We start from the raw sequence: 21,449 nt of genomic DNA, 5'->3' as shown, positions 1-21,449 counted from the left end.
CGTCAGTGCTGCGGAGCGCCCGCCTGGTCGCTCAGCATGCGGAGGGCGTTCACCAGACCGCCGACGAGGTCGCCTTCCTTGAAGGAGGCCACCATGCTGGCCACGGCGAGCTTCGCGCCGCGGTCGGGCAGGCGGTGCCGTGCCTGCGAGCCCGTCACGACCTCGATGGCGCGCTGGCCGGGCGACACGGCGATGACCACGCCGTCGGCCGGGTTGTCGGTCGAGGCCAGCAGGCCCTCGGCGGTGGCGCGGGTGTCCTCGCCGAGGTCGCCGAGGTACACGCTGAAGTCCAGGCCGGTCTCACGGCTGGCCAGGGTCAGCGCCTCGTCCAGCCGCGCAAGCTGCTGGATGGTGAATGGGCTGATCGGCCCAGCGGGTTCGTACATCTTGGCGGCGGAGATCCGGCCGCTGGAGGTAACGGCGGCGCCGTAACCGGGCTCTTCGTCAACAGCGGTGGACGAATGGGTCAGTTCACCAGTTGCCACGAGCGCCTCCCGTCACCGAAGCTCCGTTCGCCGCGTCGACGGCTGTCGCGCCGCCCGCGTGCGAATGCCTGGCGCCGACACCGTCGGGGTTGGCGCTCCACCACATGGCCGGGTACTCCCACGGCTGCCCCGGCCGGTACCGGGCGACGCCCGCGCCCTTCGACCGCAGCGTGGCCACCCCGCACAGCGCGTAGATGGCCAAGGGGATCACCGCGAAGACCAGGATCGTCTCGACAAGGTTCACGCGCGTGAGCGTATCCGATGGCGACCGGCCGCACCCGCTCGCACGGCCGTGCGCGACGACACCTGCCGCTCACCGTCCCGGGGCCACCGTCCGCCGCTTGCCACGAAAGCGCTCCCACGTTGGGCCGAAGCCCTGAAGGCCGAAAGGTTGCAACTCAACGTACGGGCGGCCGCACCGGGCGCTGTCATCTTGTCCGAGCCTTGAAATCCTCGTAGCTTTTTCACCTGTACGGGCCTTGCGCCCAGCTTCCCCACCCCAGCAGGTCACGCACCGGTCGCAGGAGGACATGTCATGCAGAGCACCCAGACACCCGGCCAGGCGATCATCGACGACATTTCGTCACTCTTCGAAATTGGTTTCGTCCCCGGTACGCGTGTGACGGCGGGCACACGGGTTACGCGCGGTACTCGCGTCACTCGCGGTACCCGGGTCACCGCCGGAACCCGCGTCACTCGCGGCACCCGGGTGACCCGCGGTACCCGCGTCACCGCCGGAACTCGCGTCACCCGTGGCACGCGCGTCACTCGTGGCACCCGCGTGACCGCCGGAACCCGCGTCACCTGCGGCACCCGGGTCACTCGCGGCACGCGCGTCACCCGTGGCACCCGCGTCACCTGCCAGAGCGACTTCTCCCTCGCCGCCTGAGCTTCGAGCACGACCGGCCAGTAGGGGATTCACAGCGGTACCCAGCGTCACCACGGCATCATCGGCCCGCCCCGGCCGCCGTAAAGGCAGCCGGGGCGCCGACGTGTTCAGGACCTGTCCGGAACCCGGTCAGGCAGCCGTGCCCAGGTACGGCCGCCACAACGGGTCGGCCTCCTTGGAATGGGCGAGCAGGCGCCAGTGCGGCCCGTGCGGGGCCCTCGGCACGACGCGCAGGCGCCAGCCGATCTCGGAGAGCAGCTTGTCCGCCTTCCGGTGGTTGCACTTGGCGCAGCAGGCCACGCAGTTCGTCCAGCTGTGGGGACCTCCGCGACTGCGCGGGACGACGTGGTCGATCGTCTCGGCCCGCCCTCCGCAGTAGGCGCAGCGGTACCGATCGCGATGCATCAGCCCGGCCCGGGTCAGCGGCACCTGCGCGCGGTAGGGCACGCGCACGTAGGTGCTCAGCCGGATCACCGAAGGCACGGGCAGCGAGACCGTGGCGGCGTGCAGTTCGAGCCCTGCCGGGTCTCCGTGCACCACCTCGGCCTTGCCGCACATCACGAGGACCACCGCGCGCCGCAACGGCAGCGCCGTGAGCGGCTCGAACGTGGCGTTCAACAGCAATACCCGTCTGCGGCCCCACGAAGTCGTGGTGGGTGCCGCCGTAGTCGACGGATCCCGCCCTCTACGCTGTCCGGGCGGGCGGGCAACACCCCCTGGCCGCGTTCCCGGCCCGCCCGGTGGAGCCCCGTGCGAGGGGGCACCTCCCGGATGGGCGCGCAACACGACCTCCGGCGCCTGTCCGGCCAAGGCTTGGCTCGGGACGCCGAGGGGGATGGGTTGTCGGTCTGGCACTCGACCACCTCCACCGGTGCAGGCATAGTCGACCACAGATCAGCCCCAAAGTGCACGTGTGTTACTGGACGTGTCATATGCGCGCGACCCGGCGGCCACATGAAGTTGGCTGTTTCGCATCCGCCGGGGCGCCTGTAGCGCCGAGCAGCGGATGCGATCCCCGCCGAGTACGAAAGGACATTTCTTCTCCGTGAACCTGCTGCCCACCGAACCCCCGGCATGCACGAAGGACGCCAGCACCCTGTGCGGCCAGGTGTTCCAGGTCACAAACAACGAGTGGCTCTCCGCGTCGGCCGGTTGGCTGCTGACGAAGCCGATCAAGATCGTGATGATCGTCGCCGTGGCGTTCCTGCTGCGGTACGTGGTGCGCCGGCTGATCAACCGCGTGACCCGGATGCCCAGCGGATCCTCGAAGCTGCCCGCTCTCTTGAGACCGCTGCGGGAGAAGGCTCCCGAGGTGCTCGGGTCGGCCGTGATGGAACGCCGCCGTCAGCGCGCCGCCACCATCGGCTCGGTCCTCAAGTCGGTGGCGACGCTGTTCATCTACGGCCTGGCGTTCATCCTCGTGCTGGGCGAACTGGGTATCGACCTGGCGCCGATCATCGCCTCGGCGGGCATCGTCGGTGTCGCGCTCGGTTTCGGCGCACAGAACCTCGTCAAGGACTTCCTGTCCGGCATCTTCATGATGATCGAGGACCAGTACGGCGTCGGTGACGTCGTCGACGTCGGTGAGGCGTCCGGCACCGTCGAGGCCGTCGGCCTCCGGATCACCACCCTGCGTGACATCAACGGGACCGTCTGGTACGTCCGCAACGGCGAGGTGCTGCGGGTCGGCAACTCGAGCCAGGGCTTCGCGGTGGCCGTCGTCGACGTCCCGCTCAGCTACTCCGCCGACGTCGAGAAGGCCACCGAACTGATGGCCGAGAAGTCGAAGACGCTCCTGGAGAGCGAAGGGCTCGCACCGAACGTGCTGGAGCCGCCCGAGATGCTGGGTGTGGAGACCGTCACCCCCGAGGGCATCAAACTCCGCCTCACCGTGAAGGTCCGCCCAGGCAAGCAGTGGGCCGTGCAGCGCGCGCTGCGGGCGCACCTGCTCGCCGCGCTGGACGAAGCCGGCTTCGAGCCACCTCTCGGGCGCTTTATGTCCTCCGGCCCCGCCGGGCAGTAGGGCAAGGGCAGAATGGAGCTGTGTCCGTGACCGAACCTGACCCCACCACCTTGTACGAAGCGATCGGCGGTGAACCGGTGTTCACCCGGATCGTCGCGCGGTTCTACGCCGAAGTGGCGGTCGACGAGGTGCTCCGCCCGCTGTACCCCGAGGAGGACCTCGGCCCGGCCGAGGAGCGCTTCCGGCTGTTCCTCATGCAGTACTGGGGCGGCCCGCACACCTACTCGGACCAGCGCGGCCACCCGCGCCTGCGGATGCGGCACGCCCCGTTCAAGATCGGCCCGATCGAACGCGACGCCTGGTTGCGCTGCATCAAGATCGCGGTCGACGAGGAGAACATCGAGGAGCCTTACCGAGGGCAGCTGTGGGCGTACCTGGAGATGGCCGCCAACAGCATGATGAACAGCTTCGTGTGATGGAGCGCGACGTGGCTTGGTGGGACCAGGCGGTCTTCTACCAGGTCTACGTACGCTCGTTCGCCGATTCGGACGGGGACGGCGTCGGTGACCTCGAAGGCATCCGCGGCAAGCTCGGGTACCTGGAGCTGCTCGGGGTCGACGCGCTGTGGCTGACGCCGTTCTACCGCTCCCCCATGGCCGATCACGGGTACGACATCGCCGATCCGCGCGACGTCGACCCGATGTTCGGCACCCTCGGTGATTTCGACGTGCTGCTGACCGAGGCGCACAAACGCGGCATCAAGGTCACCATCGACGTCGTCCCCAACCACACCAGCAACACCCATGCCTGGTTCAAATCGGCGATGGCGGCGCCACCGGGCGGCCCGGAACGGGATCGCTACATCTTCCGGGACGGGCTCGGCCCGCGCGGCGACGAGCCGCCGAACAACTGGGTCAGCGCCTTCGGCGGCCCGGCCTGGACCCGGGTCCCGGACGGCCAGTGGTACCTGCACCTGTTCTCGCCGCAGCAGCCGGACCTGAACTGGGCCAACCACGAGGTCGCCGCGGATCTGGAGCGGACCCTGCGGTTCTGGCTGGACCACGGGGTCGACGGCTTCCGCATCGATGTCGCGCACGGCATGGCGAAACCGCCGGGCCTGCCGGACATGGACCCGCGGGTGAACGCGATGGGGCCGAGCGAGTTCTACGACCCCCGGTTCGACAACGACCGTGTCCACGAGATCCACCAGATGATCCGCAAGGTGCTCGACGAGTACCCGGGCACGATGGCCGTCGGCGAGATCTGGGTGACCGACGAGAAACGCCTCGCGCGGTACCTGCGCCCGGACGAACTGCACCTGGCGTTCAACTTCCGGCTCGTGCTCACGCATTTCGACGCGGACGCGCTGCGGACGGCCATCGAGCGGTCCCTGGCGGTGCCGAAGTCGGCCGGGGCGCCCGCCACCTGGACGCTGAGCAACCACGACGTCTGGCGGCAGGTCAGCCGGTACGGCGGCGGTGAACGCGGCGTCCGGCGCGCGCGGGCGATGGCGCTGGTCGAACTCGCGCTGCCCGGCGCGGTCTACCTGTACAACGGCGAGGAACTGGGGCTCGGCAACGTCGACCTTCCTTTGGAAGCGCTCGCGGACCCGCGTGCCAAGACCTCCGGCGCCGAGTTCGGCCGGGACGCGTCCCGGGTGCCGCTGCCCTGGGAAGGCGAACTGCCGCCGTTCGGCTTCTCGCGGAACCCGCGGCCTTGGCTGCCGATGCCCGCTTCGTGGGCCTCGGTGACCGTGGAGGCGCAGCTGGAGGATCCGGGGTCGACGCTGTCGCTGTACCGGCGGGCGATCGATATCCGTAAGTCGCACAAGGCTTTCAGCGGCGACGAGCTTGAGTGGTACGGCGCCCCGGCGGGCTGTTTCGCGTTCCGGCGGCGGGGTGGCGGGCTGGTCTGCGCGCTGAACACGTCGGCGAGCCCGATCGCGCTGCCGCCGGGTGAGGTGCTGCTGTCGAGCGTTCCCCTGGTGGACGGGAAACTGCCGCCGGACGCGGCCGCCTGGCTCGTCTGAGGCTGAAGGGGACCTTCCCCGTGCAATGAAAGGCCCCTTCATCGCAAATTTTGCGATGAAGGGGCCTTTCATTGCACGCTAGGGATCAGTTGTTGAAGCCCGGGTGCAGCTTGTACTGCGTCTGGGCGTTGAACTGGTTCTGCCGGACGAGCTTCGCCGGGAAGGTCCGCCAGTCGTTCAGGTCCAGGACGTCCAGGCCCTTCACGATGTCGGACGAGAAGATGTAGCCGTTGTACCAGTACGTCGACCACGTCCCACCGCCGACGAGCTTCTCGTTCGACAGCGGGCCCCGCTCCCAGTACGCGATCTCCTTCGGCTTCTTCGAGTCGGTGAAGTCCCACACCGAGACACCGCCCTGGTACCAGGACTGGACCATGATGTCCTTGCCCGGCACCGGGATCAGCGAACCGTTGTGCGCCACGCAGTTCTCGGTCTCGGACTGCAGCCGCGGGATCTTGTAGTAGCTGCGGAACTCCAGCTTGCGGTTGTCGCCGCGGCCGGTGATCTCGTAGATGCCGTTGGCGCCCCGGGTGGAGCCGAACTTCTCCAGGCAGGTCGCCATCCCGCCGCCGCCGAGTTCGTCGGTGAAGACGACCTTGGTGGCGTCGTTGTTGAAGGTGGCGCTGTGCCAGAACGCGAAGTTCACGTTGTCCTGGACCCGGTTGATCACCCGCGGCTTGAGCCGGTCGGAGATGTCGATCAGGACGCCGTCACCCATGCAGGCACCGGCCATCAGGTCCTTCTCCGGCAGCGCCGTCAGGTCGTGGCAACCGGTGGTCGCGGACCGGTTGGTGCCGTCCGGGTTGGGCCCGCCGGCGTTGCCGCCGTCCGGGAACAGCACCGGCGTCGCGACGAGGGCGGCCTTCGCCGGGTCCTTCACCGGGACCTTGACGATGGAGACCTTGTCGTGCGGCGGCTGGCAGTCGGGCAGGTTGGCCGCAGGCGCGTACGACGAGACGTAGATGTAGACGTCCTTGCCGCGCTTGTCCGGCACCAGGGTGTTGGTGTGCGAACCGCAGTCGGTCTCGACCGCGGCGACGTACTTCGGCGCCGCGAGGTTCGAGATGTCGAAGATCTTGATGCCTTCCCACGCCGACTTGTCCGACGCGGGCTTCGCGACGCTGTTGCACGAGTTGTCGCTGCGCGAGGAGTCGGTGGAGAGGAAGAGCAGGTCACCCGAGATCGACACGTCGTTCTGCCCGCCGGGGCAGAGGACCTGGCTGACGATCTTCGGGCGGTACGGGTTGCGGACGTCGAAGACGTTGAAGCCGTCGTACGTGCCGATGATCGCGTGCCCCTTGGTGAACGCGATGTCGGTGCCGGTCGAGTCCTTCGTGAACGGTCCCTGCTGCGGGACGTTCGCGATCGACCGGAGGTTGGGGCTGTGGACGATCTCGTCCACACCCGGGATCGTGGTCGCCGACGGCTCCGCGATGACGGCGGGCGCGGCGAACGCGCTGGAGGCCCCGAGGGCGGCGACCGCGGCCGCCGCGACGAAGACCCTGGTCAAGCGGCGTTTCAGCCCAGGCTGCAGCACGATATGGCTCTCCTTCCACCCAGCTTTACGCGAACCTTATTACTTATTTAGGCTCAGCAGATACCGACCAACGGAGGTTCTCCCGGGATGAGAAAACGTTTGACATCGGCGCTGGTCGTGGCCGCTTTCGTCGCCTCCGGCTGCACCGGCGCCGACGAGCCGGCAGCGCCCACCCAGAGCGCGCCGGTGATCGTTCCCGGCAAGCCCGGCGAGCAGGCGGCCACCGGCTCCCCCGGTCCGGTGAACCGCGATCAGCCCAACGCGGCCGACGTCGAGTACATGACGATGATGATCCCCCACCATCAGCAGGCGAAGGTGATGACCGACCTGGTGCCGGGCAAGACCGCGAACGAGCAGATCCGGGCGATCGCCGGCCGGATCTCGGTGGCGCAGGACGGCGAGGTCACGATGATGAAGACGTGGCTGGCCGATCGCGGCAAGCCGGTGCCGGGCGAGGGGCACGCGGGGCACGGCGACCACGGCGGCGGGCACGATCACGCCCTCATGCCGGGGATGGCGACCGAGGCCCAGCTGGCCGAGCTGCGCGCGGCGAGCGGCGTGGCGTTCGAAAAGCTGTTCCTCGACCTGATGATCGCGCATCACACGGGTGCGCTGACCATGGCCGAGACCCAGCTCGGCAAGGGTGTCGAGATCAAGGCGCAGGAGATGGCGCAGGAGGTGATCACCGGCCAGTCCGCCGAGATCGAACGCATGAAAACGATGCGCTCGAAGCTCTAGCCCCACGCGTCAGCTCCCCGCGTTTCGTCCTCTGAATGCGGTAGTTCGTAACGCCAACTACCGCATTCAGAGGACGAAACGCGGGAGTCAGGCGTCGCCGGAAGAGCCCAGGTCGCCGAAGCCGGAGTCCGAGTCGGCTGAATCGTTCATGGTGCCCGAGACGATCCAGGTCGCCAGCGCGGCGGCCTGGACGTACGGCGCCGCCGCCGCGGCGGCCCGTCCGGCGGCCTTGGCGCGGCCCCATTTCTCCGGGCGTTCGGCGCGTTCCGGCGCCTCCTCACCCGGCGGCCGCTCGGTCCGCCACGGGGTCTCCTCCGGCCGGACCTCGGCGAGGAAGTCCGCGGTCGGATCCTCCCCGTCCTTGCCGCTGTCGCGAGGGACACTGTCGTTCATGGGGACAGCCTGACACCGCGGGCGGCCGGAAGCCACCCGCGGCGCGCGGCGGTAAGAAACCCGTCAGAACAGCAGCGGCAGGAGCGCGTGACGGCGCTTGATGACGGCGCCGTACCGCGCGTCGATGCGCATCCACGAATCCGTCGCGGTGACCCGGACGACGTCGCCGTCGATCGACGAGTCGACGAAGCCCATCCCGGACAGCGCGAACAGGCACCGCATCTGGACCTTGATCTCCAGCTCGTTGCCGGAAACGGTGAGCACCGCCTGGTCCATCAGCGACGCGGGCGGTGTGCCGTGCGGGCCGACGTTGTCGCGGGCGAGGGTGACCCCGCGATCGGCCAGCTCCGCGATCACCGTCGCAGGCAGTTCGTCCACCAGCTGCCAGCGCCCGGGGGCGGGCAGCTCGGAATGCCACATCAGGTCACGGGCCGGGCCCGGATCCATCCGCTCACCACCCGCGACGGTCAGCGCGGCGAGCAGCTCGTTACCGGACACGGTGATGTCCGACGGCGTGATGTCGCCGGCGACGGCCCTGGTGGCGAGGACCTCGAACGGGGTCGTGCTCCACGCCTCGACGACACCGTCGCCGCGCTGCCGCAACCGCACCAGCGTGTTCTGGTCGAGCCGGACCGCCCTGGCCACGAAGGCCCCGAGCGTTTCGCGGTCGCCCGCGTCCGGGATGACGAGCTCAGGCATCAGCGAACCCCTTCTCCAGGAAGGCGCGTTCGTCCTCGGTCAGCCGCCGGGGCCGTTCGGACCCGGTGTCGAACGGCGCGAGCACCGTCTCCGCGGTGACCGCGACCTTGTCGGCCTCGGCGGGCCCGTTGTGCACCCGGTAGCCGAGGGTGAAGCTGGCGTGCTTCAAGTCCTTCAACGAGATCTCCACCCGGATGTCCTGGTCGGACACCACGATCGGCGAACGGTAATGGACGGCCAGCTTCACCACCACGATGCCCTTGGGCAGGTCGGTGAGCCCGGCCCGGACGGCGTCCCCGAAAAGCAGGGGAATCCGCGCCTCTTCGAGCAGGGTCACCAGGTTGGCGTGGTTGACGTGCCCGTAGACGTCCATATCCGACCAGCGTGGCCGGATCAGGGAAATGTACGCCACTACCTCACCGTGCTCCGGATCTGCCTCGCCGCCACCGACAGCGTCGCCAGGTCGAGTTTGCCGAACTGGCTGATCTCGTCCAGCGCGACGCGAGCCCGCTGCAACCTCGAGGCGTTCGTCTTCTCCCAGTGCGCGATCTTCTCGTCCGGGTCGGTGCCCGAATCGCTGTGCCGCAACGCGTCCAGCGTGATCGCCCGCAGTGAACCGTAGACGTCGTCCCGCAGCGCCAGCCGCGCGAGCGCGTGCCAGCGGTTGCCGCGTTCGAGACCGCTGATCGACGTCAGCATCTTGTCGATGCCGAGGTGGTCGGACAGCGCGTAGTACAGGCCCGCCGTCTCCGTCGGGGTGTGCACCGCGTCGATCCCGGCCTGCTGCTCGGCGAGCTCCGCGACGTCGGTGACGTCGAGCAGGCCGAAGGTGTGCAGCAGGAGCGCGACCCGTTCGGCGAGTTCCGCGGGGACGCCCTTCCCGATCAGCCGCTCGGTGTTCGCGTCCACCGAAGCGCACTCGACACCGCGAAGCAGCTCGTGCGCCCGCGGCGCCATCTCGCCGACGACCCGGCCGAACCGGTTGATCTCGGCGAGCGGCGCGAGGGGCTGCGGCCGGTTGGTGAGGAACCAGCGGGCGGCCCGGTCGAGCAGCCTGCGGGTCTCCAGCATCATCTCGTCCGCGACCTCGGTCGGCACGACGTTGTCCAGCGCGTCGATCTGCGCCCACAGTGAGGGCAGGTCGTAGACGTGGGTGACCACGGCGTACGCGCGGACGGCGTCGGTCGCGGTCGCGTTCATCTCCTCCATCAGGCGGAAGACGTAGGAGATCCCGGCGCCGTCGACGACCTCGTTGGCGACCATCGTCGTGATGATCTCGCGCTTCAGCGGGTGCTGGAAGATCGCGTCGCCGAACCGCTCCCGAAGCGGCTTCGGGAAGTACTCGGGCAGACGCCGCGAGAACACCTCGGAGTCCGGCAGCTCGCTCGCCAGCAGCTCGTCCTTCAGGTCGAGCTTGACGTGCGCGAGCAGCGTCGCCAGCTCCGGCGACGTGAGCCCTTCGCCCGCCTTCTCCAGCGCGCGGAACTCCGCCGAACTCGGCAGCGCTTCGAGTTTGCGGTCGAAGGCGCCCTTCGCGACCAGCGCCGCGACGAGCCGCTGGTGCACCGAGACCATCGGCCCGGCGTGCGCCCGGCTGACGCCGAGCACGGCGTTCTGCCGGTAGTTGTCGGCCAGCACCAGCTCGCCGACCTCGTCGGTCATCTGCTCCAGCAGTTCGTTGCGCTGCTCGGCGCCCAGCGATCCGGTCGAGACCAGGTGGTCCAGCAGGATCTTGATGTTGACCTCGTGGTCGGAGCAGTCGACGCCGGCGGAGTTGTCGAGCGCGTCGGTGTTGATCTTGCCGCCGGTGCGGGCGAACTCGATCCGGCCGAGCTGGGTCAGCCCCAGGTTCCCGCCCTCGCCGACCACCTTGACGCGGAGCTGGTTCCCGTTGACGCGCAAGGCGTCGTTGGCCTTGTCGCCCGCGTCCGCGTGGCTCTCGCGCTCGGCCTTGACGTAGGTGCCGATGCCGCCGTTCCACAGCAGTTCGACCGGGGACAGCAGGATCGCCTGCATGAGGTCGTTCGGCGCCAGCGAGGTGACGTCCTCGGCGAGCCCGAGCGCCTCGCGGACCTGCGGGCTCAACGGGATCGTCTTCGCCGACCGCGAGTAGATCCCGCCGCCCTCGCTGATCAGCGAGCGGTCGTAGTCCTCCCACGACGACCGCGGCAGGTCGAACAGCCGCCGCCGCTCGGCGAACGAGGTCGCCGAATCCGGGTTCGGGTCGAGGAAGATGTGCATGTGGTTGAAGGCGGCCACCAAGCGGATGTGCTCGGAGAGCAGCATGCCGTTGCCGAAGACGTCGCCCATCATGTCGCCGATGCCGACGACGGTGAAGTCCTCGGTCTGGGTGTCCTTGCCCAGCTCGCGGAAGTTGCGCTTGACGCTTTCCCACGCGCCCTTCGCGGTGATGCCCATGGCCTTGTGGTCGTAACCGACCGAGCCACCGGAGGCGAAGGCGTCACCGAGCCAGAACCGGTAGTTCGCCGAGACCTCGTTCGCGATGTCGGAGAACTTCGCCGTGCCCTTGTCGGCCGCGACCACGAGATAGCTGTCGTCGCCGTCGTGGCGGACCACGCCCGGCGCCGGGACGGTCTTGCCCTCGACGCGGTTGTCGGTCACGTCCAGCAGGCCGGAGATGAACATCCGGTAGCAGGCGATGCCCTCGTTCAGCTGGGCGTCACGGTCCAGGCCCGGGTCACCGGTGGCCGTCGGCGGGCGCTTCACGACGAAGCCGCCCTTCGCTCCGACAGGCACGATCACCGCGTTCTTGACCGCCTGCGCCTTGACCAGGCCGAGGATCTCCGTGCGGAAGTCCTCCCGTCGGTCGGACCACCTCAGGCCACCGCGCGCGACGTCGCCGAAGCGCAGGTGCACACCCTCGATCCGGGGCGAGTACACGAAGATCTCGTACTTGGGCCGCGGTTCGGGCAGCTCGGGCACCGCGCTCGGGTCGAGCTTGAGCGCCAGGTACTGGCGGGAGTTCCCGTTCTCGTCGGTGACGTGGTAGTTCGTGCGCAGCGTGGCGAGGATGACCGCCATCAGCCGCCGCAGGATCCGGTCCTCGTCGAGGCTGGTCACCTCGTCGACCAGCTTGCCGATCTCGGTGGTGAGCTGGTCGGCCTGCGAGGCGCGGACCTCTTCGCCGAGCGAGAGGTCGAAGCGGGTCTCGAACAGCCGCACCAGCGCGGTGGCGATGTCGGTGTGCGCGAGGACGGTGTTCTCGATGTACTCCTGCGAGAACGGGATCTTCGTCTGGCGCAGGTACCGCGAGTAGGCCCGCAGGATGGCCGCCTGCCGCCAGGTGAGCCCGGCGCGCAGGACGAGACCGTTGAAGCCGTCGACCTCGCAGTCGCCGCGCCAGGCGGCGTGGAAGGCGTCCTGGAAGCGGGTGCGGAGGTCGTGGTCCGCGTGGTCGAGGACCTGCGGGTCGATCAGCAGGCCGAAGTCGTAGATCCAGGACCGGCCGCCGTCCTCGCGGCGCAGTTCGTACGGTCGTTCGTCGACGACCTCGACCCCCATCCGCTGCAGGACCGGGAGCACCTGGGAGAGGGTCACCCCCTCGCCGCGCAGGTACAGCTTGAAGCGCCGCTCCCCCGCCTCGGCGTCGGCGGGCAGGTAGAACGACAGCGACAGGTCGCCCTCGTCGGTCAGCGACTCCAGGGCACGGAGGTCCGCGAGCGCTTCGAGCGCGGTGAAGTCCTCCTTGTAGCCCTCGGGGAACACCGCGGCGAACCGCTGACCCTGTTCACCCGCGGACTCCTCGCCGATCAGGCCGACCGCGACACCGCTGTCCCCGGCGCGCTCGCGGCGCTCGGCGAGGATCGCCTCGACCATCCGGTCGTCCCAGCTGCGGACGGCTTCGTTGAGCCGTTCCTGGATGCGCAGGGTGTCCGGCTCGGACCGCTGCGAGGGATCGGTGTGCACGATGAAGTGCACCTGCGCGAGCACGGTTTCCCCGATGCGCGCGCTGTACTCGAGTTGCGTGCCTTCGAGTTCTTCGAGCAGGACCTCCTGCATCGCGAGCCGCGAACGGGTCGTGTAGCGGTCACGCGGGAGGTACACGAGGCAGGAGTAGAAACGGCCGTACGGGTCGCGGCGCAGGAACAGGCGCAGCCGTCTGCGATCCGAAAGCGTGATCGCACCCGTCGTCGTCGAGTACAGCGAGTCGGTGTCGGCCGAGAAGAGGTCCGCGCGCGGCCAGTTCTGCAGCACTTCGAGCATCCGCTGCCCGGAGAAGGACTCCATCGGGAAGCCCGCGCGGTGGATGACCTCGCGGACCCGGTTGCAGACCACCGGGATGTCCAGCACGTTCTCGTGCAGGGCGGTGGTGGTGAACATGCCGAGGAAGCGGTGTTCGCCGGTGACGTTTCCCTTGTCGTCGAACGTTTTCACGCCGACGTAGTACGGGTACACCGGGCGGTGCACGGTGGACGGCGCGCTCGCCTGGGTGAGCACGAGCAGCGTCGGCGCGAGCGCGGACGCCGCCGTGTCGGGACCGGCGGTGAGGCTGCGCGCGGCCAGGCTGTCCTGGCGCAGCACGCCCAGCCCGGTGGCGAGCACCGCGCGCAGGGCGGGTTCGTCGCTGTCCGGGTGCGGGTTGTCGATCAGCTCGTAGCGGCGGTAGCCGAGGAAGGTGAAGTGCCCGTCGGCGAGCCAGCGCAGCAGCCGGGCTCCCTCGGCGACTTCGCTCGCGGCCAGCTGCGGCGGGTTCTCGTCCAGTTCGTCGGCGAGACGGCACGCCGTCTCCGCCATCTTGTCGGTGTCCTCGACGACCTCGCGCACGTCGCCCAGTACCGACGACAGCCGGTTGTCCAGCTCACGGGCGCGGTTCGGGTCGGTCACCAGGTCGATCTCGATGTACATCCACGACTCGGCCGCGGAGTTCGACGGCGGATCGGCCGGGTCGGCGTCCGGGTGGACCTCCAGCAGTTCGCCGGTGAGGTCGCGGCTGACCACGACGATCGGGTGCACGATGCGCTGCACCTGCACCCCGTCCCGCGCGAACTCGGCCGCGACGGAGTCCACCAGGTAGGGCATGTCGTCCGTGACGACCTGCACGACGGTGGCCTCACGCGTCCAGCCGTCTTCGGGGCCCGTCGGGTTCAGCAGCCGCACCGCGGGGCGGCCGGGCATCCGGTCCTTCGCCAGCTGCAGGTGCGAACGGACGGCGCCGACGAGGTCGACCGGGTCGTCACCGAGAATCTCTTCGGCCGGGATGTGCCGGTAGTACAGGCGGATCAGGTCGCCGATCTCCGGGGCGTACGCCGCGGCGGCGTCGATCAGGTCGTCCCGGATCTGCTCCGGGTTCACCGACCGGCGCCGGGCGCCGTCCTCGATGCCGACATCTTTTCCGGGCAGGGACGAGACTCCCGTCGAGCTCATTTGAGGCAACTCTCCACAGTAGCGAGATTGACACCGCGACCGGCACGACTCTGTACCGGCCCAGACCCAACCTACAGCGCCGGACTGGCGGCTCCACAAGGCCGGGTCATTCCCGGCCGTCGAAGATTTCCCTGCTCAGATACCGGAATCGCCGTGATCGGTTCAGCTACTCGCCGGTCACATCGGCGGTCTGTCCGGACCTTCACGCGAACCGCCGCACCGGGGGTGACCAGCACCCATTGCCGCACGCGGAAACGACCGGCGGCGTCACCCGGCTTGCTGAATCGTTCCAGTCCCGTCCGACGGTCACCGCGGCGAAGCAAGGGACCTTTGCTGTCGTCCGGTCAGTCGCTCCCGTTGGTGCGGTGCCGGTCGTGACCGTTGACCGGACGCTTTCCCGAGTCCTGCGAGCCGAGTTGTTTCACGAGCGCGGCGGCGCTCGCCGTCCCCGCCTGATGCTCGGCGAGCGCGCGGGCGAGCAGATCGGCCAGACCAGCGTCCGGCGGCGGCTCCTCCTCCGCGATCGCACGGGCGTAGCTCTCCGGGAACGGGGTGACCGGCCGCCAGGAGCCGGTGTCGGTGAGCGGGTCCAGCGCGGGCGGCATCCGCAGGCGCGGCAGCCACGGATCCGCGACCTCTTCCTTGGCGCCCGGCCTGCCGCCGCCGTTCTGCGGCGGTGCCGGATCCTCCCGAGGCGGCGGCGCGAGCGGGACAGCGGGTTCGGTGTACTCGGCCGGGGGCTGTTCCCGGTGGGCGCGTTCCTCGGCGACGGGCTCGGGATGCACGGGATCCGCGGTGTCCGCGCGACGGCGCCCACGCCCCCCGCCGGTGCTGGAGATGCCGAGCCGGTCCAGCACCGATTTCGCCGCCACGGAACCGTGTTCGGCGTCGTGCCTGGTCTTGCGCGACGCAGGCGCGGCGGACCGGCGGACACGTTCTTCGGCCGCCCACTCGTCGCTCTCCCACAACGGGGCGGCGGTGCCCGGCGGACGTGGCGGCTCGGCCTCGGCGGTCATCCGCTGCCGGGGTTCGGCCGCGGGTTCGGGAGCGAGAAGCAGTTCCGGGACAACGGGTTCCGGGACCGGTACGGGCACCGGTTCCTCATACCGGACAGGTACTTCGGGCTGCTGCCGGACGACCGGGGTCGGGGTGTCCAGACGGGCGACCGCGGGGTCCTGAGGCGCGACCTCGTGAGCCGCGGGGGTTTCGCGGACCGCGGGCTCCTCCCGGCGGCGTCGTCCCGGACTCGGCGCCGGCTCGGGACGCGGTGCGGGCTCCGGTTTCGGCGGCGGCATGAGCTTCGGCGCGGCGGGTTCGGCCTTGGGTTCGAATCTGATGGCCGGTTTCTTCGGCACCCGGCGGCGCCAGTCGCTGTCGGACGCCGCGGCTTCCCGCGCCGGCTCCGGACGGGACGGCGGCTTGAGTACCGGCGCTTCGACCTTCTCCTCCACGACCTGCGGCACAGGGGGCTCCGCCGGCCGTGGGGGTGCGACGGGACGCGGAGGCTCGACCGGCGCGTGCCGCACCGGCGCGGGTTCCGGCTGCCTGCTCTGCCGCACGGGGCGAGGCTGCTCGCGGCGAACCGGCGGCTCGGCGGCGGCCCGCTTCGAGGGTGCCGCGTCGATCGCCGCCATCACCGCGGTCACCTCGGCCGCCTCCGGTGCGGGAACCGGTGCCGGTGCCGGAGCCGAGGCAGGGGTGGAAACCGGGGCGGCGGACGGCCGCGTGGCGACGGTCCGTAAGACGTCGTCGAGGTCGACGGCGGCGTTCTCGGCCGCGCCGAACTCACCGACCAGCACGTTGCACGCCTGCCTGCGGGCACGGGCGTGCAGATGCTCGGCGGCCCGCGAACGGTGCAGGCAGCCGATGGCCTCCTCGGCCCGGCCGAGCCGTTCCTCGATCTGCGCGAGCTCCAGCCACAGCCGTGCCGTGACGGCGTGGAGGTTGTGGTCCTCGGTACCGGCGACCGACTCACGGACGAGCATGCCCGCGGCCTCCCCCGATCCCGCGGGCAGCAGGACGCGGGTGGCCACCGCCAGCCGCAGCCACGCGGCGGGCGCGACCCCGGCGGCCCGGACGGGCGCGTCGAGGATCGGTTGCGCGACCTCCATCGCCATTTCCGTGTCGCCCCGGTCCAGCAACGTGCAGACGAGTTGCAGGATCAGCCTGACCCGGACGAGACCTCCGTCGTCGTCGGGGTTTCCGAGCTTTTCCAGCATGCCCAGCCCGGTCCGCGCGGCATCGGCGGCCGACGTCAGATCGCCGTGCCTGCGACGGTGCGCCGACACCCCGACCCGCAGCAGCGCGCGGATCAGCAGCTGCGAATCCGCCGCCATCGAGCCGTCGCCGAGCACGAGCTTGTCCGCCTCGGCGAGCACCCGGTCCAGTTCCGCCTTGCGGCCGAACTGCGCCAAGCAGCCGACGAGGTGGCACAACGCCTCGGCCCGGTGCGCCGGTGAGACCGCGGGGTCCGCCAGCAGTGGACGCAGGGCGGCCAGGCCGGTCAGCGGGATGCCGACGCTGCGCGCGCAGACCGCCAGGTCGATCCTCAGTCGGGCGGCGATGTCGCCGTAGCCCGCGTGTTCGGCGGCGCGCAGGGCGGCCACCGCCCGGCCGACCGTCCGGGGACGGCCACCGAGCCGCACCCGAGCGGTCACCACGAGACTCTCCGCGCGGATCCACTGCTCGTCGGCACCGGCGGCCTCGGCGAGCGCGGCCGCGCGCTCCCCGAGGACCAGGGCGAGTTCGGGCGCCCTCAGGTGCAGGGCGTCCGCACGCTCGATCAACCTGCCGACAGCGGACAGGGTTCCCCCGGTGGCAGCCGTCCGCCCACCCACCATGGTGGTGGGCGAGCCCGGCCGTTGGCGCTTGCTGGCTTCCACGGGGAACCCCCGGCCCTCAGTCGCGGGTCAGCTTGCGATGGGTGACGCGGTGCGGACGAGCCGCCTCGGCGCCGAGACGTTCGACCTTGTTCTTCTCGTAGCCCTCGAAGTTACCTTCGAACCAGAACCATTGCGAGGGGTTCTCGTCGGTGCCTTCCCAGGCGAGGATGTGCGTGGCGACCCGGTCGAGGAACCACCGGTCGTGCGAGATGACCACGGCGCAGCCGGGGAACTGCTCGAGAGCGTTCTCCAGCGAGCTCAGGGTCTCGACGTCCAGGTCGTTCGTCGGCTCGTCGAGCAGGATCAGGTTCCCGCCCTGCTTGAGGGTCAGCGCCAGGTTCAGCCGGTTGCGCTCACCACCGGAGAGCACGCCCGCCGGCTTCTGCTGGTCCGGCCCCTTGAAACCGAACGCGCTGACGTAGGCACGCGAGGGCATTTCGGTCTGCCCGACGTGGATGTAGTCCAGCTTGTCCGAAACCACCTCCCATACCGTCTTCTTCGGGTCGATCCCGCCGCGGTTCTGGTCCACATAGGACAGTTTGACCGTCTCGCCGATCTTGACCCGGCCGTCGTCCGGCTCCTCGAGCCCGACGATCGTCTTGAACAGGGTCGTCTTGCCGACACCGTTCGGCCCGATCACGCCGACGATGCCGTTGCGCGGCAGGTCGAACGACAGCCCGTCGATCAGCACGCGGTCGTCGAAACCCTTGCGCAGCTTCTCGACCTCGACGACCACGCTGCCCAGCCGGGGCCCCGGCGGGATCTGGATCTCTTCGAAGTCGAGCTTGCGGTGCTTGTCCGCCTCCGCGGCCATCTCCTCGTAGCGGTCCAGCCGGGACCGCGACTTGGTCTGGCGCGCCTTGGCGTTGGACCGGACCCATTCGAGCTCGGACTTCAGCCGCTTGGCGAGCTTGGCGTCCTTCTTGCCCTGGACTTCGAGGCGCTCGCGCTTCTTCTCCAGGTACGTCGAGTAGTTACCCTCGTAGCCGACGACGCGGCCGCGGTCGAGCTCCATGATCCACTGCGCGACGTTGTCCAGGAAGTACCGGTCGTGGGTGACCGCGAGGACGGCGCCGGCGTAGTTCGCGAGGAACTGTTCCAGCCACAGCACGCTTTCGGCGTCCAGATGGTTGGTGGGCTCGTCGAGGAGGAGCAGGTCGGGTGCGGACAGGAGCAGCTTGCACAGCGCGACCCGGCGGCGCTCACCACCGGAGAGGTGGGTGACCGGCTCGTCCGGCGGCGGGCAGCGCAGGGCGTCCATCGCCTGCTCGACCGTGGAGTCGATCTCCCACGCGTCGGCGTGGTCGAGCTCCTCCTGGAGCTTGCCCATCTCCTCCATCAGCTCGTCGCTGTAGTCGGTCGCCATCAGCTCGGCGACCTCGTTGAAGCGGTTGAGCTTGACCTTGATGTCGCCAAGGCCCTCTTCGACGTTCTCGCGGACGGTCTTTTCCTCGTTGAGCTCCGGCTCCTGCATGAGGATGCCGACGCTGGCGCCAGGCTGGAGGAAGGCTTCGCCGTTGCTGGCCTGCTCGATCCCCGCCATGATCTTCAGAACGGTGGATTTACCCGCGCCGTTCGGCCCCACCACGCCGATCTTGGCGCCGGGGTAGAACGCGGTGCTGACGTCGTCGAGGATGACCTTGTCCCCGACGGTCTTGCGCACCTTCTTCATGGTGTAGATGAACTCGGCCATACAAGCGATCGTAGAGCGAGCCGATCGGGACCTTGACGGCGGTCACCACCGAACTACCGACAGTCAGCCCGACATCACTGAGCGAGCATCGGGACTTCCCGCCACGGGCGCGTCCTCCAGCGCGGTGACCATGGGATTCCCGGCAGGCGGCCGCGACAACGGGATCGCCCGGGGCCGATCACGCCCGGCCCGCTGGATCTCCGCCGAACACCGCGCGAGATTGGGCCCGATCGAGAAGGCCTCAAGCTCAGGTAGACCGAGAGGTGCCGGGATCTCCTCGGCGGTCTCGGCGCCGCGCAGCCGCCCGGCCACGATCACCGGATCGCCCTTGCTCAGGCACGCGAACGCCGCCATCGCCAGCTTCCGCCAGCAGGTGACCTTGACCGCGAGCTGCCGTCCCTCGCCCCACTCCCCTCTTTCCTTGTCGTACCGGCGTTCGACACTCCGCAAGCCGAACGACACGACGTCGTGCCCGTGCACGCGTTCCGGATGGTGGACCGGTTCGCTGGTCAGGTTGCCGATCATGGTCACCCACGTCTCGCCCATCGCCATCACACTCGCCTTTCTCCTCGATCCGGGCCGTTCCCGGTGTCTTCCCTTGATCACAGACTGCCTCGGATCAAAGGGCGGAAAAGGGCGCGAACGGGATCTGTGGACAACTCCGGGTGTTGTGGGCTTCCTGTGGACAACTCCGGCCGGAACGCCGGGCGATACCGGCCGGTTGTGCTACGAGTTCTTCCCCGGCCCGCGGCCCTGATCCGCGAGGTTCTTCAGCATCGCGTTGTAGGCGTTCAGATCCGCGTCACCCGAGGCGTCCTCGCGGCGGTCACGGCGCCGGGCCTCCCGCTCGTCCTGCCGAGCCCACTGCACCAGCAACGCGACGAGCACCAGCAGCACCGGCAGTTCGCCGGACGCCCACGCGATCCCGCCGCCGAGCCGCTGATCGGTCAGCAGATCGGTGACCCACGGCAGTTTGAGCCCGCGGTAGAAGTCCTGGCCGAGCACGGTCTGCATGCTCATCAGCGCGATCCCGAAGAACGCGTGGAACGGCATGGCGGCGAACATCATCCCCAGCCGTCCCAGCGGCGGCATCCGGCGTGGCGCCGGGTCGACACCGATCACCGGCCAGTAGAAGACGTACCCGGCGAGCAGGAAGTGCGCGTTCATCGCCAGATGCGCCCAGTGATAGTTCAGCGCGGAGTCGAACAGGCCCGAGAAGTACAGGCCGTAGAAGGAGCCGACGAACAGCAGCAGCGCGACGATCGGATGCGTCAGGAACCGCGAAAGCGGCGAGTGCACGAAGGCGAGCACCCATTCACGCGGTCCGGGCGGGGCGTCCTTGCCCGCCGTGGGCAGCGCGCGCAGCGCGAGCGTCACGGGCCCGCCGAGCACGAACAGCACCGGCGCCACCATGGACAGCAGCATGTGGTTGCCCATGTGCACGCTGAACATCGCGGGCGCGTACCGCCCGATACCGGACGACGTCGCCATCAGCAGCACGAAACAGCCCGCGAGCCACGCGACGACCCGGCCGGTGGCCCAGGTGTCGCCGCGGCGCCGCAGCCGACGGACACCGGCGAGGTACAGCCCGGCGAGAACGAGCGCGAGGGTGCCGTAGACGAGGTCGAACCGCCAGTCCGTGAGCAGCCTGAACACCGTCGGCGGACCGTAGAGGTCGTAGCCGATCAGCAGTTCCGTGGTCGAGGGCTGGGTGAACGATTCCTGCGGCGGCGGGGTCTTCGCGAGCCCGGTGGCGATGCCGATCGTGATGAACATGATCAGCACCTCGACCGCGGCGAGCCGCAGCAACTGACCGCCGCCGGCGCCGTTGACCAGCCCCGCGACGCCCTTCTGCCGCTGCTGGTGCCCGAAGACGCCGAGCAGCAGCAGCGCGACGATCTTCGCGACCACCAGCAGGCCGTAGTCGGTGGTGAACAGGTCGGCGATCCTGATCCGCACGAGCGCGTTGACGATGCCGGAGACCGCCATCACGACCCAGCAGACCAGCGCCAGCTTGGAGAACCGGGTCGCGGCGAGCTTGAGGTTCTCGCCGCGGCGCCAGCCGAGCGCGAGCAGCGCCACCAGGCCACCGACCCACAGCGCGGCGGCGACCAGGTGGTACAGCAGGCTGTTGGTCGCCATGTCGTGCGAGCCGCCGCTCGCGGAATGCCCGGTGACCGCGACCGGGATCAGGCCGCCGACGGACAGGAAGAAGACCACCGTCGTCCAGCCCCAGGTCAAGGCGAGACGGCAGCCGAGCGCGACCAGCAACGCGATCAACGCGGTGAACAGCCAGGCCTTGGGCTGCTCGATGGCGTCCACGAGGTCGATCAGCACCTGCGGCGAGAGCACCTCGGTGAACGGGCGCCCCGCGCCGTCGGCCGCGGAGAAGAAGATCGACGCGGCGGCCGCGAAGAACCAGACCCAGGCGGCGACGCCCGCGACGCGGATGGCCGCGTAGCCGTCCGCCGCGAGCGTGCCGGACTTTTGCGGCGGGACGAGGAACGCGGCGAGCAGCAGCGAACCCACGCACAGCACCGAAGCCGCCTCGGCCAGCACCCGGACGACGGTGATGCCGTACCGCGTCACCAGTCCCGGATCCGGCAAACCGGCGATGACGTAACCGGCGCCACCGGTCAGCGCGACCAGGCCGACGGCGACCACCGCGGCCAGGAGCGCCCCGATCGACACCAGCGGCAGTACACCGGCCTTCCGTGCGGGTGCGGCCGGTTTCGTCTCGGGGTCTGAAGGCACGT

The 21,449-nt window shown here is 69.5% G+C and carries 17 protein-coding genes; 5 read left to right on the top strand and 12 right to left on the bottom strand.

The features are described 5' to 3' along the window. Positions 1 to 2 precede the first annotated feature (2 nt). Together IE302_RS37975 and ctaJ are read right to left on the bottom strand one after the other, a co-directional pair. Positions 3 to 485, bottom strand: coding sequence for a DUF5130 family protein (locus IE302_RS37975; protein WP_191259294.1), 483 nt, complete (start codon positions 483 to 485; stop codon positions 3 to 5). Beyond that, complete coding sequence (gene ctaJ, locus IE302_RS37970) at positions 472 to 729, bottom strand: aa3-type cytochrome oxidase subunit CtaJ (RefSeq protein WP_191259293.1); 258 nt, start codon at positions 727 to 729, stop codon at positions 472 to 474. The genes IE302_RS37975 and ctaJ overlap by 14 nt, the downstream gene beginning before the upstream one ends. A gap of 291 nt (positions 730 to 1,020) precedes the next feature. On the opposite strand from ctaJ, the gene IE302_RS37965 reads away from it, so the two are divergent. Next, positions 1,021 to 1,374, top strand: a complete 354-nt coding sequence (locus IE302_RS37965) for a hypothetical protein (RefSeq protein WP_016332309.1) — start codon at positions 1,021 to 1,023, stop codon at positions 1,372 to 1,374. Positions 1,375 to 1,503: 129 nt separating this feature from the next. Here IE302_RS37965 and IE302_RS37960 read toward each other — a convergent pair whose 3' ends face one another. Beyond that, positions 1,504 to 1,998, bottom strand: coding sequence for an HNH endonuclease (locus tag IE302_RS37960; RefSeq protein ID WP_007034711.1), 495 nt, complete (start codon positions 1,996 to 1,998; stop codon positions 1,504 to 1,506). A gap of 421 nt (positions 1,999 to 2,419) precedes the next feature. Between IE302_RS37960 and IE302_RS37955 the strand changes: the two genes are divergently transcribed. From IE302_RS37955 to IE302_RS37945, 3 genes are read left to right on the top strand one after another with little or no spacing between them, the layout of a single operon-like run. Then, on the top strand, positions 2,420 to 3,397 hold the full coding sequence (locus IE302_RS37955) for a mechanosensitive ion channel family protein (protein WP_191259292.1): 978 nt from the start codon (positions 2,420 to 2,422) through the stop codon (positions 3,395 to 3,397). A 20-nt stretch (positions 3,398 to 3,417) separates the two neighbouring features. Further along, positions 3,418 to 3,813 (top strand): globin, encoded by a 396-nt coding sequence (locus tag IE302_RS37950; protein WP_038517366.1) that lies wholly within the window; start codon positions 3,418 to 3,420, stop codon positions 3,811 to 3,813. Continuing rightward, positions 3,813 to 5,366: a glycoside hydrolase family 13 protein gene (locus tag IE302_RS37945; protein ID WP_191259291.1), complete on the top strand. Its 1,554-nt coding sequence runs from the start codon at positions 3,813 to 3,815 to the stop codon at positions 5,364 to 5,366. Before IE302_RS37950 ends, IE302_RS37945 begins: the two co-directional genes overlap by 1 nt. Positions 5,367 to 5,451: 85 nt before the next feature. Here the strand turns inward: IE302_RS37945 and IE302_RS37940 are convergent, their stop codons facing one another. After that, the gene (locus tag IE302_RS37940) at positions 5,452 to 6,903 is read right to left on the bottom strand and encodes an LVIVD repeat-containing protein (RefSeq protein ID WP_191259290.1); all 1,452 of its coding nucleotides are present in this window, start codon (positions 6,901 to 6,903) and stop codon (positions 5,452 to 5,454) included. Positions 6,904 to 6,990: 87 nt separating this feature from the next. On the opposite strand from IE302_RS37940, the gene IE302_RS37935 reads away from it, so the two are divergent. Further along, the gene (locus IE302_RS37935; RefSeq protein WP_191259289.1) at positions 6,991 to 7,641 is read left to right on the top strand and encodes a DUF305 domain-containing protein; all 651 of its coding nucleotides are present in this window, start codon (positions 6,991 to 6,993) and stop codon (positions 7,639 to 7,641) included. An 87-nt stretch (positions 7,642 to 7,728) separates the two neighbouring features. Here IE302_RS37935 and IE302_RS37930 read toward each other — a convergent pair whose 3' ends face one another. The 8 genes from IE302_RS37930 to IE302_RS37895 form a co-directional block, all read right to left on the bottom strand. Beyond that, the gene (locus IE302_RS37930; protein ID WP_191259288.1) at positions 7,729 to 8,034 is read right to left on the bottom strand and encodes a hypothetical protein; all 306 of its coding nucleotides are present in this window, start codon (positions 8,032 to 8,034) and stop codon (positions 7,729 to 7,731) included. 63 nt (positions 8,035 to 8,097) lie between these two features. Then, positions 8,098 to 8,733 carry a DUF8010 domain-containing protein gene (locus tag IE302_RS37925; protein ID WP_005158255.1) on the bottom strand — a complete coding sequence of 212 codons (636 nt, stop codon included), beginning with the start codon at positions 8,731 to 8,733 and terminating at the stop codon, positions 8,098 to 8,100. Further along, positions 8,726 to 9,145, bottom strand: a complete 420-nt coding sequence (locus IE302_RS37920) for an acyl-CoA thioesterase (RefSeq protein ID WP_191259287.1) — start codon at positions 9,143 to 9,145, stop codon at positions 8,726 to 8,728. Before IE302_RS37920 ends, IE302_RS37925 begins: the two co-directional genes overlap by 8 nt. Next, positions 9,145 to 14,118, bottom strand: coding sequence for an NAD-glutamate dehydrogenase (locus tag IE302_RS37915; protein WP_191259286.1), 4,974 nt, complete (start codon positions 14,116 to 14,118; stop codon positions 9,145 to 9,147). The genes IE302_RS37920 and IE302_RS37915 overlap by 1 nt, the downstream gene beginning before the upstream one ends. A gap of 344 nt (positions 14,119 to 14,462) precedes the next feature. Then, positions 14,463 to 17,000 carry a hypothetical protein gene (locus IE302_RS37910; protein WP_191259285.1) on the bottom strand — a complete coding sequence of 846 codons (2,538 nt, stop codon included), beginning with the start codon at positions 16,998 to 17,000 and terminating at the stop codon, positions 14,463 to 14,465. A 16-nt stretch (positions 17,001 to 17,016) separates the two neighbouring features. Continuing rightward, positions 17,017 to 18,693 carry an energy-dependent translational throttle protein EttA gene (gene ettA, locus IE302_RS37905; protein ID WP_191259284.1) on the bottom strand — a complete coding sequence of 559 codons (1,677 nt, stop codon included), beginning with the start codon at positions 18,691 to 18,693 and terminating at the stop codon, positions 17,017 to 17,019. Positions 18,694 to 18,756: 63 nt separating this feature from the next. Beyond that, positions 18,757 to 19,239 carry a single-stranded DNA-binding protein gene (locus IE302_RS37900; RefSeq protein WP_229908218.1) on the bottom strand — a complete coding sequence of 161 codons (483 nt, stop codon included), beginning with the start codon at positions 19,237 to 19,239 and terminating at the stop codon, positions 18,757 to 18,759. Positions 19,240 to 19,419: 180 nt separating this feature from the next. Next, positions 19,420 to 21,447 (bottom strand): bifunctional copper resistance protein CopD/cytochrome c oxidase assembly protein, encoded by a 2,028-nt coding sequence (locus IE302_RS37895; RefSeq protein WP_191259282.1) that lies wholly within the window; start codon positions 21,445 to 21,447, stop codon positions 19,420 to 19,422. Positions 21,448 to 21,449 lie beyond the last annotated feature (2 nt).

This window comes from Amycolatopsis oliviviridis (assembly GCF_014654365.1).
Classification (GTDB): Bacteria; Actinomycetota; Actinomycetes; order Mycobacteriales; family Pseudonocardiaceae; genus Amycolatopsis; species Amycolatopsis oliviviridis.
The sequence above is the reverse complement of the archived record's forward strand: the minus strand, read 5'-3'. Positions and strand labels throughout refer to the sequence as shown.

Bases quoted from the DNA above. Each gene is read 5' to 3' on its own strand.
- IE302_RS37965 (WP_016332309.1), top strand. From the start codon at position 1,021: ATGCAGAGCACCCAGACACCCGGCCAGGCGATCATCGACGACATTTCG.
- IE302_RS37945 (WP_191259291.1), top strand. From the start codon at position 3,813: ATGGAGCGCGACGTGGCTTGGTGGGACCAGGCGGTCTTCTACCAGGTC.
- IE302_RS37935 (WP_191259289.1), top strand. From the start codon at position 6,991: ATGAGAAAACGTTTGACATCGGCGCTGGTCGTGGCCGCTTTCGTCGCC.
- IE302_RS37930 (WP_191259288.1), bottom strand. From the start codon at position 8,034: ATGAACGACAGTGTCCCTCGCGACAGCGGCAAGGACGGGGAGGATCCG.
- IE302_RS37925 (WP_005158255.1), bottom strand. From the start codon at position 8,733: ATGCCTGAGCTCGTCATCCCGGACGCGGGCGACCGCGAAACGCTCGGG.
- IE302_RS37915 (WP_191259286.1), bottom strand. From the start codon at position 14,118: ATGAGCTCGACGGGAGTCTCGTCCCTGCCCGGAAAAGATGTCGGCATC.
- ettA (WP_191259284.1), bottom strand. From the start codon at position 18,693: ATGGCCGAGTTCATCTACACCATGAAGAAGGTGCGCAAGACCGTCGGG.
- IE302_RS37900 (WP_229908218.1), bottom strand. From the start codon at position 19,239: ATGGGCGAGACGTGGGTGACCATGATCGGCAACCTGACCAGCGAACCG.